Genomic DNA, 14,331 nt, shown 5'->3' on the forward strand with positions numbered 1-14,331 from the left:
TTATTGCATTTTGTTAGCTTTGCGACACTTCAAAATATAATATATGCAAGATCAAATCGATAAGATTGTAGCCGCCGCGGAAGAGAGTATGAAAAAGGCCATTTCTCATTTGGAAACCGAATTAGTTAAAATTCGCGCCGGCAAAGCCACTCCTCAGATAGTTGACGGAATAGTTGTTGATTACTATGGATCTGCTGTACCCATAAGCCAGGTTGGTAACATTACCGTTATGGATGCCCGCACCATCAGTATTCAACCCTGGGAGAAAAATATGCTGCAACCCATAGAACGGGCTATTATTGCTGCCAACATTGGTATCAATCCCCAGAATGATGGAATCAACATACGCTTGTTTCTGCCACCGTTAACTGAAGAAAGAAGAAGAGAGTTGGTAAAAAAGAGCCAGGGCGAAGGAGAGAATTCGAAGGTTGGGGTGAGAAGTGGTAGAAGAGATGCTATTGAAGCCATTAAAAAATTACAAAAAGACGGTTTGAGTGAGGACGCGTCCAAAGACGCAGAAGCCAGCGTACAGCAACTAACAGACAGTTATATTGCGTTGGTTGAAAAGCATCTTGCTGCTAAAGAAAAAGAGATCATGTCCATTTAATAAATACAGCATGAGTAATTACAATCTTGCTAAAATAAATACAAGAGCTCCTGAAAATATCAGGAAGGAAGATTGTAAGAAGAAAACCCAACTGATTTTAGAAGAGCTGGATGAACTCCAGAACTTACTATATGCAGAAGGCAAACATGCCGTATTAATTATACTGCAGGGAATGGATGCCAGTGGTAAAGATGGAGCCATTAAAAATGTATTGGGCCGCATGAACCCGCAGGGTGTGCAGGTTACTTCATTTAAAGTACCTACCCAAGAAGAACTCGCCCATGATTTTTTATGGCGTATTCATAAAAATGTACCCGCCAAAGGACATATTCAGGTCTTTAACAGGTCGCATTATGAAGACGTATTGGTAACCCGGGTTCATGGTTGGTGTAGCGATAAATTGGCCAGGCAACGTTTTGAGGCAATTAACCACTTCGAGAAGCTGCTGCAGGAGCACGGCAGTACCAGTATTTTAAAATTTTATTTGCATGTTTCTGCTGAAGAACAGGCCGAACGGTTGAAGGAAAGAATCAACAACCCGGCTAAAATGTGGAAATATAATAAGAAGGATTTTGAAGAAGCCACGTTGCGCGATCAATATTACAAATATTATAAAGCATGTTTTGTAAATTGTAGCCAGCCTGAGTGGCAGATTGTGCCGGCCGACCAGAATTGGTATAAGGAGTATTGCATTGCAAAAGCTTTAAAAGAGCATTTGCACAAGCTGAAAATGAAGTATCCAGCTCTAAATAGCGGAAGTTAAACCTTGACGCAGATGGAGGATAGCTCTATATTTGTTTATATAAACCAAATTTTTAAATTATGGGATTCTTAAAGGAATTTAAAGAGTTTGCCGTTAAAGGAAATGTTGTTGATCTGGCGGTAGCGGTAGTAATAGGCGGCGCCTTTGGTAAAATTGTAACCTCATTGGTTGAAGATATTATCACACCCGCGATATTGACACCGGCATTGGAAAAAGCAAATCTGAAAAACCTGAGTGAGTTAACATTTCCGGGTACAGCCATCAAATATGGTAACTTCCTGTCTCAGGTGCTGTCTTTCATTATTATTGCTTTTGCATTATTCCTGATTGTTAAGGCCGTAAATAGTTTTAAGCGGAAGGGGGAAGCGCCGCCACCTGCAGGACCGTCTTCAACTGATCAGTTGTTAATGGAAATTCGCGACGAATTGAAAAAAAGGCCCTGATTGGCTGCTTAAATATTAATTTCGTGAAGTCCTGCTTTGACGGCAGGACTTTATTATTCTAAAATAGATATGTAGTGACAAACTCCACTTACCAGATAAAGTTATCTCAGTTTGAAGGTCCGTTCGATCTGTTACTTTTTTTTATTGAACGCGATGAGCTGGATATCTATAACATTCCCATTACCCAGATTACAAACGATTTTCTCGATTACATTCACAACCAGGATGCGCTGAACATAGAATTGTCCAGCGAGTTCATACTGTTTGTATCTACCTTGATGCGTATTAAGGCAAAGATGCTGATACCACGCAAAGAGCTGGATGCACAAGGAAATGAGATCGATCCGCGTGAAGAGTTAGTAAGCAAATTACTGGAGTATAAGAAGTTTAAAGAGGCTGCAGCCTTAATGGCGGAAAAAGAAGCGCTCCGGATGCTGATGATCAAACGGGGAAATATTCAGAAAGAGCTTTCTCATGTAGGAGAAGAAGCAGGAGAGGGCACTGAGATACAGGCTTTATCGCTTTTTAAATTGATGAAGGCTTTTGAAAAGGCCATGCAGAAATATAGTGATCGAATTAATAAGCCGGTTCATACGGTTGTGCAATACAGCTATACTATGGAAACCAGCCGTGGGCAGGTTCTCAATTTAGCGCAGGCTGCAAAAAAAGTATCTTTCGAAAAGTTGTTTGAAGTGGCCGAAAACCGCGTTCAGGCCATCTTCATGTTTCTTTCGGTATTAGAGCTGGTGCAACAGAGCTTTTTGAAAATCATGATCGGGGAGGGGAAAAATAATTTCATCCTTGAATTCGTTGAGCCGGAAGACCGCGACCCGGATATAGAGGTAAGTGATGTTTCCTCATTTGATTAACAGGAACTGTTTTTGCTTATATATGAGCTACGTCTCTAAAACATTATAAAAAATAAAAACTACAACAAATGAAACGCTTCGCAACAGCCAACTGGCAGGGATCGGGTAAAGAAGGTAAAGGAACTAATTCTACCCAATCGGGTGTGTTAAACAACGCCCAGTACTCTTTTAAAACCCGCTTCGAAGACGGAAACCCGGGCACAAACCCGGAAGAACTGGTAGCTGCTGCTCATGCCGGCTGTTTTACCATGAAGCTGAGCTTTGTATTAAACGAAGCAGGTTTTACTGCCGATAATATTGATACTAAATGCACGATCGATTTCCAGGATGGCGCTATTGTGGAAAGCCATTTGGATATTACAGCTACCATTCCCCGAATTGATGATACGCAATTTCAGGCAGCTGTAAAAAATGCAGAAGAAAATTGCCCGATCAGTAAGTTATTAAACACTAAAATTACCTCAACAGCTACTTTAGCTTAAGATAATTATATACGCACAAAAAAATCCCCCGTTCAAATTAACGGGGGATTTTGGTATATAAATGTTTGATTGCCTAAATTTTAAAACCTAGCGTTAAGAGAACTCTGGAATTATTGCTTTTGATCTGTGCCGGGAAAAAATCATTTGAGGTTAAACGATAAGGAAACAACACATCTTTTCCAAAGCTATGTACATATCCTAAATCGATGAAGAAACCTTTGTTGCGGTATCCCAGGCCGCCTGTACCTTGTACCAGCTCGCCTTTTTCACCAGCAATATTTTTATAAGGATTGCCATAATAAGCACCCCCAAAACGAACTGCAATAGTATTAAATTTCAACTCAGCACCCAATCTTGCATTTACGGCTCCTTTGTAGGCGTTGTCTATTGCATTATTCAATGGACGGAAATAGTCGTTATTGGCGCCGCGGTCATCTCTTGTAGTGCGAAAATTAGACGCCATATAATTTACGTATTCAACGTCGCCTGAAATAAAACCTTTTTGGCTATTAACATCATTTACATTGCCAAACAGCAAAGAGAAGCTCCCCATGAATTTGTAAGGGGTGTTAAGGTTATAGTCATATACCAGTTCTTTGCTGGTATTTTGCTGATCAACATCATCAAGATTAGCACCAGCGGTTGCTACATAGCTATCACTTAAAGAATAAAATGTTGGGGAGTGCGCAGCAAAACCCAGTCTTAAATTGTCAGTCGCTTTAAAAACAACACCTGCTTTTACGTTAATGCCAACCCCTTTTGTAATCAGGTCATCGTCAAACCATGCAGCATCAAAACCATTGTTGGTTGTTTCCGGGTCCTGCTCAGTATATTGCCTGGTGGCGCCATATCTCAACATAGGGATACCAATGGTACCTCCAAGAAATACCCTGTCATTTAAATTGGCCGCACCTGCAATTGCCAGCTCTGTAATGCCGCCGTTAGTAGCAATTACTTGTCTTTGCTCAAGGCCACTGGCTATTGCTAAATCTACAGCCGCAGAGGAGAGGTCAATATCGCCGTTGGGTTTTTGCGTTTCTTTAATCCAACCTGATTGTACTGCCAGTTCGGAACCATATTCATTCGTCCCGTTATTGGCTACAATATCATCGATAAAATAATCAGCCATAGAAGTACGGCTTAATTGTCCTCCTTTATTGGTGTAAACAACCCGGTTATTAAAGTCGGCCAGTCTGTTAATTGCAATACCGAATGCAGAACTTTTCAAAGAACCGCCTCCATATGAAGGTTTACCTAAAACAAAACCCGTAGTTCCCAGGAAGCCCGAAGATTGGTTTTCTTTTTGAGATACCCCCAGGTAGGTACTGTTGTTATTTAAAAAGTTACCACCACCAGAAATCACAAAGTCGCCGGTTTTATAGAAGCCAATATTGGCCGGGTTAGAAAAGATGGTAGATATTTCTCCACCGATAGCACCATTGGCGTTACCAATAGCCTGTGAGCGGGCTGTTCCCGAGGCCTGTAGCCAGGAATACCGTAAGGCGTCCTCAGGTGTTTGTGCCTGGGAGGCAGTATATGCAGCTACAAGCGTAGCAGCCAGGAAAATTTTTTTCATGTATAAAATTTAATAGGTTTAAAGTAGTGACAGAACTCTGTTCGTAAACGGCATGATTTAAAATCTCCTGCCACTTCCGCCACCACCGCCTGAACCTCCTCCGCCACGGCTTCCACCGCCACCGCCGCCCGAAGGCGCTGAGTAAGAAGGAGATGAAGATGGTTGAGAGTAACTGGGTTGGTTGTTATTCCTTGGTGCAGAATAAACGTCACGGCTATAAGTTTGCCCCTGGTTGTAAGAACGGTTATAACTTCCAGTATTAACCGAGCGTCCGTAGGAGCCCGAATTGCGGGTATTGGTGCTTACACTGGCATTGCTTCTTACCCCATAAGTACTTCTGTAAGTACCTCCGGTAGGATTGATATATCCCGGGGTAGTACGTCCGCTGCCGGTACCCATGCTCACGTTTCCTCTACCTCCATAGCTGCCCAGATTGGTGTTGGTGCGCGGACCGTAATCTGCCCTGCGACCCGCAATTACACCGCCGCCATACCAGCCACCCCAGCCCCAGCCGGGTCCGTACCAGCCATTGTACCAGGGGTCATACCAGCCACCCCAGCCGCCCCAGCCAAAGCCACCGCCCCAACCGGCATACCAGGGACTATTCCAACCCCAGCCGGCGCCCATACCCCAGCCGCCCCAGCCAAATCCTCCACCCCAGCCCCAGCCGGAGTACCAGGGGTTGTACCACATGTTCCAGTAACTTACAGGGCTCCAGGGATTATTCCAATACCAGGGGTCATTCCAATACGCCCAGTTATTATAATAACTGAAATTATAGCGGTCGCCATAATAATACCAGTCATTTAAATCACTCCAGCGGTTGCGGTTGCGCACTTTCATACGCAGGTAGCGGTCGTCATAATCTTCGTATTCCTCATCTGCATCATCATAGGTACGATACCGCCTTTCATCGGTTTTCTTAATTTTCGCATATTCCTCCTCCGTAGGGGCGGGCGAACTATACACGTCATCTGGTGTTTGCCCGGTTCGGTAGGCGGTAGAACAGCTGGCTAATGCCACCGTTATACCTACCAGAAACAGCAGGGTTGTAGATCTTATTTTCATTTTGGCCATTTATATATATTTAATAATTGTTTTAATTCGGCTTAAAATTTACATTTGCGATCCCTAAAACAGCAATTTGTAAAAATACACATTCTCTATTAATTGGTGTGACGCTGAAATGTGATAAAAGGATGCACAATTTGCTTTTAATTCACAACATTTTTTGTTAAAAAAAGTTGCTGTGCAAAATAGGGCGTTAAATCGGATAATGAGGGGGGAAACAAACAAGAATATAGATAACCAGCCTATTAATTAACTGGTTTTAAAACATAACATAATTATGAGCAAAGAAATTACACCAAGGCAGCAAGATTACTCACAGTGGTATAACGACCTGGTGCTAAAAGGAGGGTTGGCTGATTACTCTGCGGTGAGAGGTTGTATGGTAATTAAGCCCTATGGGTTTACCCTTTGGGAGAATATGCGAGACGCGTTGGATAAGATGTTTAAGGATACCGGACACGTGAATGCGTATTTCCCGCTTTTTATACCTAAGAGCTTTTTGAGTAAAGAGGCGGCTCATGTAGAAGGCTTTGCTAAAGAATGTGCGGTAGTTACTCATTACCGCCTGAAAAATGATCCTGATGGCAAGGGTGTGGTGGTAGACCCTGAAGCAAAACTGGAAGAAGAGCTGATCGTGCGTCCCACCAGTGAAACAATTATATGGAATACGTATAAAGACTGGATCCAGTCTTACCGTGACTTACCCATTTTGGTAAATCAGTGGGCCAATGTGGTGAGATGGGAGATGCGTACCCGCCTGTTTTTGCGTACAGCCGAGTTTTTATGGCAGGAAGGACATACCGCACATGCCACGCAGGAAGAAGCAGAAATTGAAGCAAAAAAAATGCTGGATGTTTATGCCGAGTTTGTAGAAGAATTTATGGCTGTCCCCGTAATAAAAGGGGTAAAAACTGAAAGTGAGCGTTTTGCAGGGGCTGTAGATACTTATTGTATAGAAGCTTTAATGCAGGATGGCAAGGCTTTGCAGGCCGGCACCTCGCATTTCCTGGGGCAGAATTTTGCCAAAGCATTTGATGTACAGTTTTTAACCAAAGAGAATAAGCAGGAATATGTTTGGGCTACGAGCTGGGGCGTAAGCACCAGGTTGGTTGGCGCCCTGGTAATGGCACATAGTGATGATGAAGGATTAGTGTTACCTCCGCGAATTGCTCCATTGCAGGTGGTAATTGTACCCATTTATAAAGGCGAAGAGCAAAAAGCATTGATTGATGCCAAGGCCGATGAAATCCTGGCCGATCTAAAAACAATAGGTATCAGAGCCAAGTACGATGGTAATGACAATAACAGACCGGGCTGGAAATTTGCTGAATATGAATTGAAAGGCGTTCCTGTTCGTGTTACTTTGGGTGCCAGAGATCTGGCTAATAACCAGATCGAGATCGCTCGCAGGGATACAAAAACCAAGGAATTGATTCATGCAGATGGCATCAGCCAGTATATTGACGGATTATTACTGGACATCCAGAACAACATGTTTAAAAAGGCAAAAACTTACAGGGATGAGCATATTACCCAGGCAGATTCCTGGGATGAGTTTGTTCAGTTATTAGATGATAAAGGCGGCTTCATTTTAGCCCACTGGGATGGTACTGCTGAAACGGAGAACGAGATTAAAGAAAAAACAAAAGCCACTATTCGTTGTATTCCCATTGATGATATGGGATTGGAAGAAGGTGTATGTGTGCTGAGTGGCAAACCTTCTAAACGACGGGTGCTTTTCGCGAGGGCATACTAATAAAACAAGAATCTGTTTGCAGCCAGGGAATTTCAAAAAGTTTCCTGGCTTTTTATTGAACTACCTGCAACAAAAAAGATCTCCCGGAGGAGATCTTAAAAAGATTTGGCCAAAGCCTGTATTTTAATTCTTTTTGATTAAGGCAGTCATGGGATTGCGCAGGTTTTCAAAGCTGGTCATGTCAATGCGCACTTTACCTACGATAATCGGACTTTCTATCCGGATAGGTACATGATTCGCATCGTCTGTTACCCAGACCGTCATTTGCTCGCCGCCTTCAAAAATGGTTCCTTTAATGGTTAAAGGTTTGAATTTGATTGTATTGAATTTGCCATACTTAGTACTAATCACCTCTTTCCCCAGGTATCTCACGTACATAGAATGGACCTCGTTATCAAGAAATACGTTGAAGGGTATTCTGTCATTCACTTTCAGGCCATTAAAATTAATGTTTCTCGCGTAAAAAACTGCACTCACCACATCATGTGCACAGGCAGGTATTTTAAACACACCCTCACTGCTTATAGCTGTGTTAGCCGACCGGTTAAAATTGACGTTCTGATATTTTTTATATCCTCCTTCATTAACATTTCTTACGAATTTGAGTGGTAACAGGCTTTCAGCATCCATAAAGGTTTCGTAAGTATCTCTGGCTTTATAAGCCCATTCATAGGACGGTAATGTATAACCTTCACCTACTACATGGTAAACGCTTCTGCCATTTAGCTTCTCCAGGGTAGTTGTAAAAGACCCCGCTCCGGCGCTTACATTAATTAGTTTGGCTGCTGTGTAATAAACAATAAAACCTACTTTTTCTCCGGCCTTAAAAGCCGTGTTGTTAATGCCACATTTTTGAACAGGTTCGTTTTTTTCAACGGCAGGCAACTTTGTATTAGCCAGGGCAGCAATAGCAAACAGAGAGAGTACAGATAATTTAAGTGCTTTCATTTCTTTTTTTAAAAATATTTTTAATACCCAATATCAGCAGGCTCCCGATAAGCGCAGGAAATACCAGGTTGATTAACCATATACTTAACGAAGTTAAGCTTACACCCAAATGGTTGGTTGTAAATAATCCCATAAGCTGGATGCTCAATTCGTTTTTTAAGCCCAAATCAGTAAAAAGTGCAATGGTTGGTATAATCGCCATTACTAAAAACATCACACTTATTCCCATCCAGCTCTGTAATATGCTTACGTTTACGTCGAACAGCTGAAACAGTAAAAAATACTGCAGGCTGAATATCGCAAACCGTACTACAGATAAAGACAAGAACTTCACGAGTAACGTTGCATTGATATGCTCAATAGCCTCAATGGCCCAGGCAAACTTACTCACCTGTGGCAATTTATCAATAATTTTTATTAGCCAGGGCAAACGGAAATAAAATAACAGTAGTGTAACAGTAATAACGGCCGAAACCCATAAAAAAGCATTCACAAATGCTTGTGTTGCAATGCCTGCCAACACCAGGTCCTGCCTGATGCACAGCAGGGCCGCTAATCCGGCAGCAAAAGTAACAATCAGTTGACTCATATTAGCTACAACTGTCAGCGAAATGGCCTTAATACGGTTCCCTTCGCTCATATAGAGCACGCGCCCTATATATTCACCTACACTGTTAGGAGTGCTGATGGAAAATGAAATCCCGGAAAGAATAGCTTTAAAAGCCCTGCCGAAGCTGATATGCTGTATTCGTTTCACCGCAAGCATCCATTTGTAGGCTTCCAGGCTCCAGTTAACGGTCATCAGGAGTACGGTTATCACGAGAAACCAGATATTGGAGCTACCAAGCGACAATTTAATTCGGGAGAGTGATTCCTCCACGCCTTCCTGTCGGCTGATCTGGTTATAAATCGACCATGCCAGCCAAATAAAGAGTACCGGACCTAGAAAGTAATTGATGAATATTTTGATATTTTTGTTCACCTTCACAAGGAGGTAAAAATAATATCTGTTTGCAAGAATCTTCCAAAATAATATTGGGTATTGATCCGGGAACGATCATTATGGGTTATGGGATTATCGCGTGCCACCGCCAGAAAATACAATTGCTGGAAATGCACGCATTGAAGTTACCGGCTAAAAAGAACAATTACGAAAGATTAAACCTGATCCATCAGAAAGTAACGGACCTGATTAAAACCTATCAACCAACCGAATTTGCGATCGAGGCGCCTTTTTTTGGCAAAAACGTGCAAAGTATGCTGAAGCTGGGTCGTGCGCAGGGCGTGGCCATAGCGGCGGCCATGCATCATAACCTGCCTATTACCGAATATTCTCCCAAAAAGGTAAAGCTGGCCGTTACCGGAAATGGCAACGCAGATAAGGAGCAGGTATGGAAAATGCTGAAGCAAACGATGAATATCAAAGAATTACCGCAGTATTTTGACGCTACAGATGCCCTGGCAGTAGCCGTGTGCCATCATTACCAGATCTTATCGCCTATTCCTTCTGCGGGAAATTTTAAAGGTTGGGGCGATTTTATCAAGAAAAATCCCCAAAGGGTAAAGTAGCTCACTCTAACTACCCGAAAAATTGAGTAAATTGCAGGTAAGATGGCTGGTAACGAAAAACAATATATAACAGAGGAAGAAGATGATTTGTCGTCGGTGGTAAATGAGCCGGAAGATTCTGGGTTTGAGAAAGCTGAAAATGATTTACTACGTGCTGCTTTAAAACGAACTTACAAGGAACGCTTTTTAGTTATGACCACTTTAATGAAAAGAAGCGTTATGTTTAAAAATGCGAAAATTACTTATTAGCCTTACGACTAAATAGCGGGCTCTTATGGACATATTTGACACCGAGTTGTTAGAGTTTTGGAGCTATCTTAACAAACATAAAGTGAAATACATTATGGTTGGCGGCGTTGCTATCAATTTTAACGGATACCAGCGCAGTACCGAAGATGTTGATGTTTGGCTTAAGGACACAAAAAGCAACAGAGAAAAATTTCGAAAGGCATTCGAAGAGTATTCCGGCGAAAATTATTACATGATCGCCACCATGCAAATCGTACCAGGTTGGACTTATTTCCATCTCAATAATGGTTATCGGTTGGATTTAATAACGAATATGAAAGGGCTGGAAGGGTATTCTTTTGAGCAATGTCTGAAATTGGCGGGTGTGGCGGATATTGATGATGTTCTTGTTCCTTTTTTACATATTAATCATCTTATTGCCAATAAAAAAGCAGTAAACCGCCCTAAAGATCAGATAGATATTATTTATTTGGAAAGAATAAAGGAACTAAGAGAAAAAGAGAACCTCTAGCAGAAGGACAGGAAACTGCTATTTCTTAACTTTTCAATCGCCAAATCGGCCAATTTTCCCATACTCCCCTTATCTTTGCGCCAAATTTCACCGAATTATGGGTTCAAACGGCTTCAAATCCTTTCTAGTAGCGGCTTTCAGCCTGTTTTTAGTATTTGCAGGGCAATCGGCTTTTTCACAACATGAGGGAGGGCATGAAGCTGCTCCGGCAGAGCAGCACGAGGCTGGCGAACATGGCGCAGCTGCAGAATCGGCTTTTAACCCTGGTGAAGCTATTTTGCACCACATTGCAGACTCCCACGAGTTCCATTTTTTCTCTTTTAAAAAGAGCGATGGCAGTGAATTTCACGCAACTTTACCTTTACCGGTTTTAGTATATTCTCCGCAGAGAGGTTTTTCGGCCTTTATGTCTTCCAACTTTCATCATGGGCATGAAGTTTATAATGGTTATAAATTAGAGCATGATAAAATAGTGCCTGTTGATGCAAACGGGAATGTAGATGAGTCTGTGAAAGTTTTCGACTTTTCTATTACTAAAAACGTATCGCAAATGTTATTAGCGCTGATCGTTTTAGTATTGATATTAACCTCTTTGGCTAAAAAATACCTGAAAGGTGAAGGTGTTACTTCAGCTCCTAAAGGTTTCCAGAATGCGGTAGAGCCGGTTATTACTTTTGTGCGTGACGATATTGCGAAACCTAATCTCGGACCGAAGTATAAAAAATACCTGCCTTACTTGTTAACTGTATTTTTCTTTATCTTAATCAATAACATTTTTGGATTATTGCCCGGTGCAGCTAACGTAACAGGTAATATTGCTTTTACAGCTGTAATGGGTATTATATCTTTCTTCGTGATCCTTTTCAGCACTAATAAGCATTATTGGGAACACGTATTCTGGTTTCCTGGCGTACCACTTCCGGTTAAGATCCTGATGATCCCTGTAGAGCTATTAGGTGTGTTTACCAAGCCTTTCGCCCTGATTGTGCGTTTGTTTGCTAATATGACTGCTGGTCACATTATCATCCTGAGCTTTATCAGTTTGATATTTATTTTCGGAGAAATGAGCAAAGGTGCAGGATACGCATTCTCTCCTGTTTCTATAGCGTTTGCCGTATTCATTTACGTAATTGAGATTCTGGTAGCATTTATACAGGCATACATTTTCACCAATCTTACCGCAGTATTTATCGGTGGGGCTATTGGTGATCATCATTACGAAGAAGATGTACATCCGCATCATTAATTAGTTTTTTATTTTTAATTATATATAAAATCACAATCATGGATTTATTAAACACTTTGTTGGAAGTAACTGGTAGCTGGTCACACGTAGGTGGTGCTATTGGCGCTGGTTTAGCAGCAATTGGTGCTGGTTTGGGTATTGGCCAAATCGGTAAAGGTGCTACCGAAGGTATCGCTCGTCAGCCAGAAGCAGCTAACGACATTCGTGGTGCTATGATCTTAACTGCAGCCTTTATTGAGGGTGTTGCCCTGTTTGCGGTAATCGCAGGTTTATTGGCTGTACTGAAGTAGTAGCTTCATCAAAATTTTACTGCATCTAAAGCAAAGGGCGGCGGGTGCAGTATCTTTTAGTTCTTTTTGTAAAATTATCATCTGTCCATTGTCTATCGACCATAGTCCATGGACTTTCAACTAAATAAAAATGGGATTAGTTACTCCAGACCTCGGTTATTTTGTATGGGCGCTTGTAGCCTTTTTAGTGGTATTCCTGATACTGAAAAAGTTTGCCTGGAAGCCTATTCTGAAATCGTTAAACGAGCGTGAGCAAAATATTGCCGGGGCTATTGCTTCTGCTGAGAAAGTGAAAGCAGAGATGGCTCAATTGCAAAATGAGAACGAAGCTTTATTAGCTAAAGCTCGTGAAGAAAGAGCTGCTTTATTGAAAGAAGCACGCGAAACGAAGGATAAGATCATCAACGAAGCAAAAGAGCAGGCTAAAACAGAAGCTTCTAAAATCATTGCTGATGCCCAGCAAGCGATTAATGCGCAGAAAATGGCTGCCTTAACTGAAGTGAAAAATGAAGTGGGTAAACTGGTTGTGGAAGTAAGTGAGAAAATTCTGAAGCAGGAATTGAGCAGCCCTAACAAACAGGAAGCACATATCAACGGTTTGGTTGACAGCATTAAGTTGAATTAAGCAACCTGGCGGAACCGGTTGGTAGAACAGGACGTATATTAATCTGAAATATTAAATAGTAATAAAAAATGCTGAATCCTCGTTTAGCGCATAGATACGCAAAAGCATTGCTGGATATTGCGGTAGAAAAAGGACAACTGGACCAGGTGTTTGCGGATATTCAGTGGTTACAGGCTGTATGTAAATCAAACAGCGATTTTGTAAGCTTAATGCGTAGCCCGATCATTAAGGCAGACAAAAAGCAAAAAATTGTGGAGGCAGTGGCTAAAGGTAATATCGGCGAAATTACATCCGGCTTCATCCGCTTGTTGATCAGCAAAGCGCGGGAATCTCATTTACCCGAAATACTAACTGCATTTGTAGCCTTATATAAGCGGCACAATAATATCAATACCGTAAAATTGACAACAGCTGTGGCTGTTAGTGATGCTACAAAAAATGGTATTATCGCACAGGTTAAAAAAGCGGCAGGTGTCGAAAAAGTAGAACTGGAGGAAACAGTTAATCCTGATATTATTGGCGGTTTTGTTTTGGAAATGGGCGATAAAATGGTAGACGCCAGCATTGCTTACGATCTTCGGGAAGTTGCTAAGCAGTTTAAGAATAACGATTTCATTTATAAGGTGAGATAAAAACATCTTAGGAAAATAATATAGGAAGTCTGCAAGTCAATTGCAGACTTTTTTTGTGGATGCAACTGAACACCGACTATTTTCGTCTGTTATATTAACCATTTAGCTTTATGAGAATACCAATTTCCTGCTTCTTTTTCCTTTTATGTTATTTGGGAGTAGGGCAGAGCATAAATGCCCAGGGCGATCGGGGTTTGCCGCAGGTGCAACCACTGCATAAAATAAAATTATCCCTGCTGGGGCTCACCTATCAATGGGAGAAGCCTGTTAGTCGTAAATCTGTATTAACGTTGGAAGGCGGTGTTGCAGGAGGCATGTCTTTTAGTGCAGGTTCTATTAGCGGAACAGCGTTCCGTTATGCCATAGTACCCGAGTTGGGTATCGGTTTTAAAAACTATTACAACCTGGACAAGCGCTTTCGCAAAGGAAAAAGTATTGATAATAATACAGCTAATTTCTTGGCAACCGATCTTTTTGTAAATGGAAACCCCATCCTGTCTTCTGGAAATATAACAGCTCGTGAAGCGGTGGGCCTTACCATTGCCTGGGGAATGCAACGATCCTTATCCTCCAAATTAAATTTTGAATGGCAGGCCGGAGTAATCGGCGGCACCGATTTCTCAGATTGGGTGGTAGCCCCCAACCTGAGAATTGCATTTAGCTTTATAGCCGGAAAAAAGTGATAAGTCGTACG

General features: G+C 41.8%; 18 protein-coding genes. 14 read left to right on the forward strand and 4 right to left on the reverse strand.

The window, feature by feature from the left end:
- Positions 1-43: 43 nt before the first annotated feature.
- The 5 genes from frr to U0035_RS16985 all read left to right on the forward strand — a co-directional run bounded on the left by frr (position 44) and on the right by U0035_RS16985 (position 3,164).
- Positions 44-607: a ribosome recycling factor gene (gene frr / locus U0035_RS16965; protein WP_114792388.1), complete on the forward strand. Its 564-nt coding sequence runs from the start codon at positions 44-46 to the stop codon at positions 605-607.
- A gap of 10 nt (positions 608-617) precedes the next feature.
- Positions 618-1,370 carry a PPK2 family polyphosphate kinase gene (locus U0035_RS16970; RefSeq protein ID WP_114792389.1) on the forward strand — a complete coding sequence of 251 codons (753 nt, stop codon included), beginning with the start codon at positions 618-620 and terminating at the stop codon, positions 1,368-1,370.
- 59 nt (positions 1,371-1,429) lie between these two features.
- Positions 1,430-1,813, forward strand: coding sequence for a large conductance mechanosensitive channel protein MscL (gene mscL / locus U0035_RS16975; protein ID WP_114792390.1), 384 nt, complete (start codon positions 1,430-1,432; stop codon positions 1,811-1,813).
- 74 nt (positions 1,814-1,887) lie between these two features.
- A complete protein-coding gene (locus U0035_RS16980; protein WP_114792391.1) occupies positions 1,888-2,682 on the forward strand; it encodes a segregation and condensation protein A in 795 nt (264 codons plus the stop codon).
- 68 nt (positions 2,683-2,750) lie between these two features.
- A complete protein-coding gene (locus U0035_RS16985) occupies positions 2,751-3,164 on the forward strand; it encodes an OsmC family protein (protein ID WP_114792392.1) in 414 nt (137 codons plus the stop codon).
- Between the two features lie 73 nt (positions 3,165-3,237).
- Here U0035_RS16985 and U0035_RS16990 read toward each other — a convergent pair whose 3' ends face one another.
- On the reverse strand, positions 3,238-4,740 hold the full coding sequence (locus U0035_RS16990; protein WP_114792393.1) for an aromatic hydrocarbon degradation protein: 1,503 nt from the start codon (positions 4,738-4,740) through the stop codon (positions 3,238-3,240).
- Between the two features lie 57 nt (positions 4,741-4,797).
- The gene (locus tag U0035_RS16995) at positions 4,798-5,808 is read right to left on the reverse strand and encodes a hypothetical protein (RefSeq protein WP_162817969.1); all 1,011 of its coding nucleotides are present in this window, start codon (positions 5,806-5,808) and stop codon (positions 4,798-4,800) included.
- A 280-nt stretch (positions 5,809-6,088) separates the two neighbouring features.
- Here U0035_RS16995 and proS point away from each other — a divergent pair, with 280 nt between their 5' ends.
- Positions 6,089-7,567: a proline--tRNA ligase gene (gene proS, locus U0035_RS17000; RefSeq protein WP_114792395.1), complete on the forward strand. Its 1,479-nt coding sequence runs from the start codon at positions 6,089-6,091 to the stop codon at positions 7,565-7,567.
- Positions 7,568-7,690: 123 nt separating this feature from the next.
- Here the strand turns inward: proS and U0035_RS17005 are convergent, their stop codons facing one another.
- On the reverse strand, positions 7,691-8,515 hold the full coding sequence (locus U0035_RS17005; RefSeq protein ID WP_114792396.1) for a DUF3108 domain-containing protein: 825 nt from the start codon (positions 8,513-8,515) through the stop codon (positions 7,691-7,693).
- Positions 8,502-9,497, reverse strand: a complete 996-nt coding sequence (locus U0035_RS17010; protein ID WP_245957803.1) for a lysylphosphatidylglycerol synthase transmembrane domain-containing protein — start codon at positions 9,495-9,497, stop codon at positions 8,502-8,504. Before U0035_RS17010 ends, U0035_RS17005 begins: the two co-directional genes overlap by 14 nt.
- A 29-nt stretch (positions 9,498-9,526) precedes the next feature.
- Between U0035_RS17010 and ruvC the strand changes: the two genes are divergently transcribed.
- The 8 genes from ruvC to U0035_RS17050 all read left to right on the forward strand — a co-directional run bounded on the left by ruvC (position 9,527) and on the right by U0035_RS17050 (position 14,320).
- A complete protein-coding gene (ruvC, locus tag U0035_RS17015) occupies positions 9,527-10,084 on the forward strand; it encodes a crossover junction endodeoxyribonuclease RuvC (protein WP_114792397.1) in 558 nt (185 codons plus the stop codon).
- Between the two features lie 42 nt (positions 10,085-10,126).
- On the forward strand, positions 10,127-10,333 hold the full coding sequence (locus tag U0035_RS17020; protein ID WP_114792398.1) for a hypothetical protein: 207 nt from the start codon (positions 10,127-10,129) through the stop codon (positions 10,331-10,333).
- A gap of 25 nt (positions 10,334-10,358) precedes the next feature.
- Positions 10,359-10,844 carry a nucleotidyltransferase gene (locus tag U0035_RS17025; protein WP_114792399.1) on the forward strand — a complete coding sequence of 162 codons (486 nt, stop codon included), beginning with the start codon at positions 10,359-10,361 and terminating at the stop codon, positions 10,842-10,844.
- Positions 10,845-10,941: 97 nt separating this feature from the next.
- Positions 10,942-12,090, forward strand: a complete 1,149-nt coding sequence (gene atpB / locus U0035_RS17030; protein WP_114792400.1) for a F0F1 ATP synthase subunit A — start codon at positions 10,942-10,944, stop codon at positions 12,088-12,090.
- Between the two features lie 38 nt (positions 12,091-12,128).
- Positions 12,129-12,380 carry an ATP synthase F0 subunit C gene (gene atpE / locus U0035_RS17035; protein WP_114792401.1) on the forward strand — a complete coding sequence of 84 codons (252 nt, stop codon included), beginning with the start codon at positions 12,129-12,131 and terminating at the stop codon, positions 12,378-12,380.
- 130 nt (positions 12,381-12,510) lie between these two features.
- Positions 12,511-13,005: a F0F1 ATP synthase subunit B gene (gene atpF, locus U0035_RS17040; protein WP_114792402.1), complete on the forward strand. Its 495-nt coding sequence runs from the start codon at positions 12,511-12,513 to the stop codon at positions 13,003-13,005.
- Positions 13,006-13,073: 68 nt separating this feature from the next.
- Entirely contained in the window at positions 13,074-13,637 is a 564-nt protein-coding gene (gene atpH / locus U0035_RS17045; protein WP_114792403.1) for an ATP synthase F1 subunit delta, read from the forward strand.
- Positions 13,638-13,747: 110 nt separating this feature from the next.
- Positions 13,748-14,320, forward strand: coding sequence for a hypothetical protein (locus U0035_RS17050; RefSeq protein ID WP_114792404.1), 573 nt, complete (start codon positions 13,748-13,750; stop codon positions 14,318-14,320).
- Positions 14,321-14,331: the final 11 nt, after the last annotated feature.

This window comes from Niabella yanshanensis, assembly GCF_034424215.1.
In the GTDB taxonomy this organism is placed as follows: domain Bacteria; phylum Bacteroidota; class Bacteroidia; order Chitinophagales; family Chitinophagaceae; genus Niabella; species Niabella yanshanensis.

What these genes read in the sequence shown, in the direction of transcription:
- U0035_RS17020 (WP_114792398.1), top strand. Translation starts at nt 10,127, where the DNA reads ATGGCTGGTAACGAAAAACAATATATAACAGAGGAAGAAGATGATTTG.
- atpF (WP_114792402.1), top strand. Translation starts at nt 12,511, where the DNA reads ATGGGATTAGTTACTCCAGACCTCGGTTATTTTGTATGGGCGCTTGTA.
- frr (WP_114792388.1), top strand. Translation starts at nt 44, where the DNA reads ATGCAAGATCAAATCGATAAGATTGTAGCCGCCGCGGAAGAGAGTATG.
- U0035_RS16985 (WP_114792392.1), top strand. Translation starts at nt 2,751, where the DNA reads ATGAAACGCTTCGCAACAGCCAACTGGCAGGGATCGGGTAAAGAAGGT.
- atpB (WP_114792400.1), top strand. Translation starts at nt 10,942, where the DNA reads ATGGGTTCAAACGGCTTCAAATCCTTTCTAGTAGCGGCTTTCAGCCTG.
- atpE (WP_114792401.1), top strand. Translation starts at nt 12,129, where the DNA reads ATGGATTTATTAAACACTTTGTTGGAAGTAACTGGTAGCTGGTCACAC.
- U0035_RS16990 (WP_114792393.1), bottom strand. Translation starts at nt 4,740, where the DNA reads ATGAAAAAAATTTTCCTGGCTGCTACGCTTGTAGCTGCATATACTGCC.
- proS (WP_114792395.1), top strand. Translation starts at nt 6,089, where the DNA reads ATGAGCAAAGAAATTACACCAAGGCAGCAAGATTACTCACAGTGGTAT.
- U0035_RS16970 (WP_114792389.1), top strand. Translation starts at nt 618, where the DNA reads ATGAGTAATTACAATCTTGCTAAAATAAATACAAGAGCTCCTGAAAAT.
- U0035_RS17025 (WP_114792399.1), top strand. Translation starts at nt 10,359, where the DNA reads ATGGACATATTTGACACCGAGTTGTTAGAGTTTTGGAGCTATCTTAAC.
- mscL (WP_114792390.1), top strand. Translation starts at nt 1,430, where the DNA reads ATGGGATTCTTAAAGGAATTTAAAGAGTTTGCCGTTAAAGGAAATGTT.
- U0035_RS17050 (WP_114792404.1), top strand. Translation starts at nt 13,748, where the DNA reads ATGAGAATACCAATTTCCTGCTTCTTTTTCCTTTTATGTTATTTGGGA.
- U0035_RS17005 (WP_114792396.1), bottom strand. Translation starts at nt 8,515, where the DNA reads ATGAAAGCACTTAAATTATCTGTACTCTCTCTGTTTGCTATTGCTGCC.
- atpH (WP_114792403.1), top strand. Translation starts at nt 13,074, where the DNA reads ATGCTGAATCCTCGTTTAGCGCATAGATACGCAAAAGCATTGCTGGAT.
- U0035_RS16995 (WP_162817969.1), bottom strand. Translation starts at nt 5,808, where the DNA reads ATGAAAATAAGATCTACAACCCTGCTGTTTCTGGTAGGTATAACGGTG.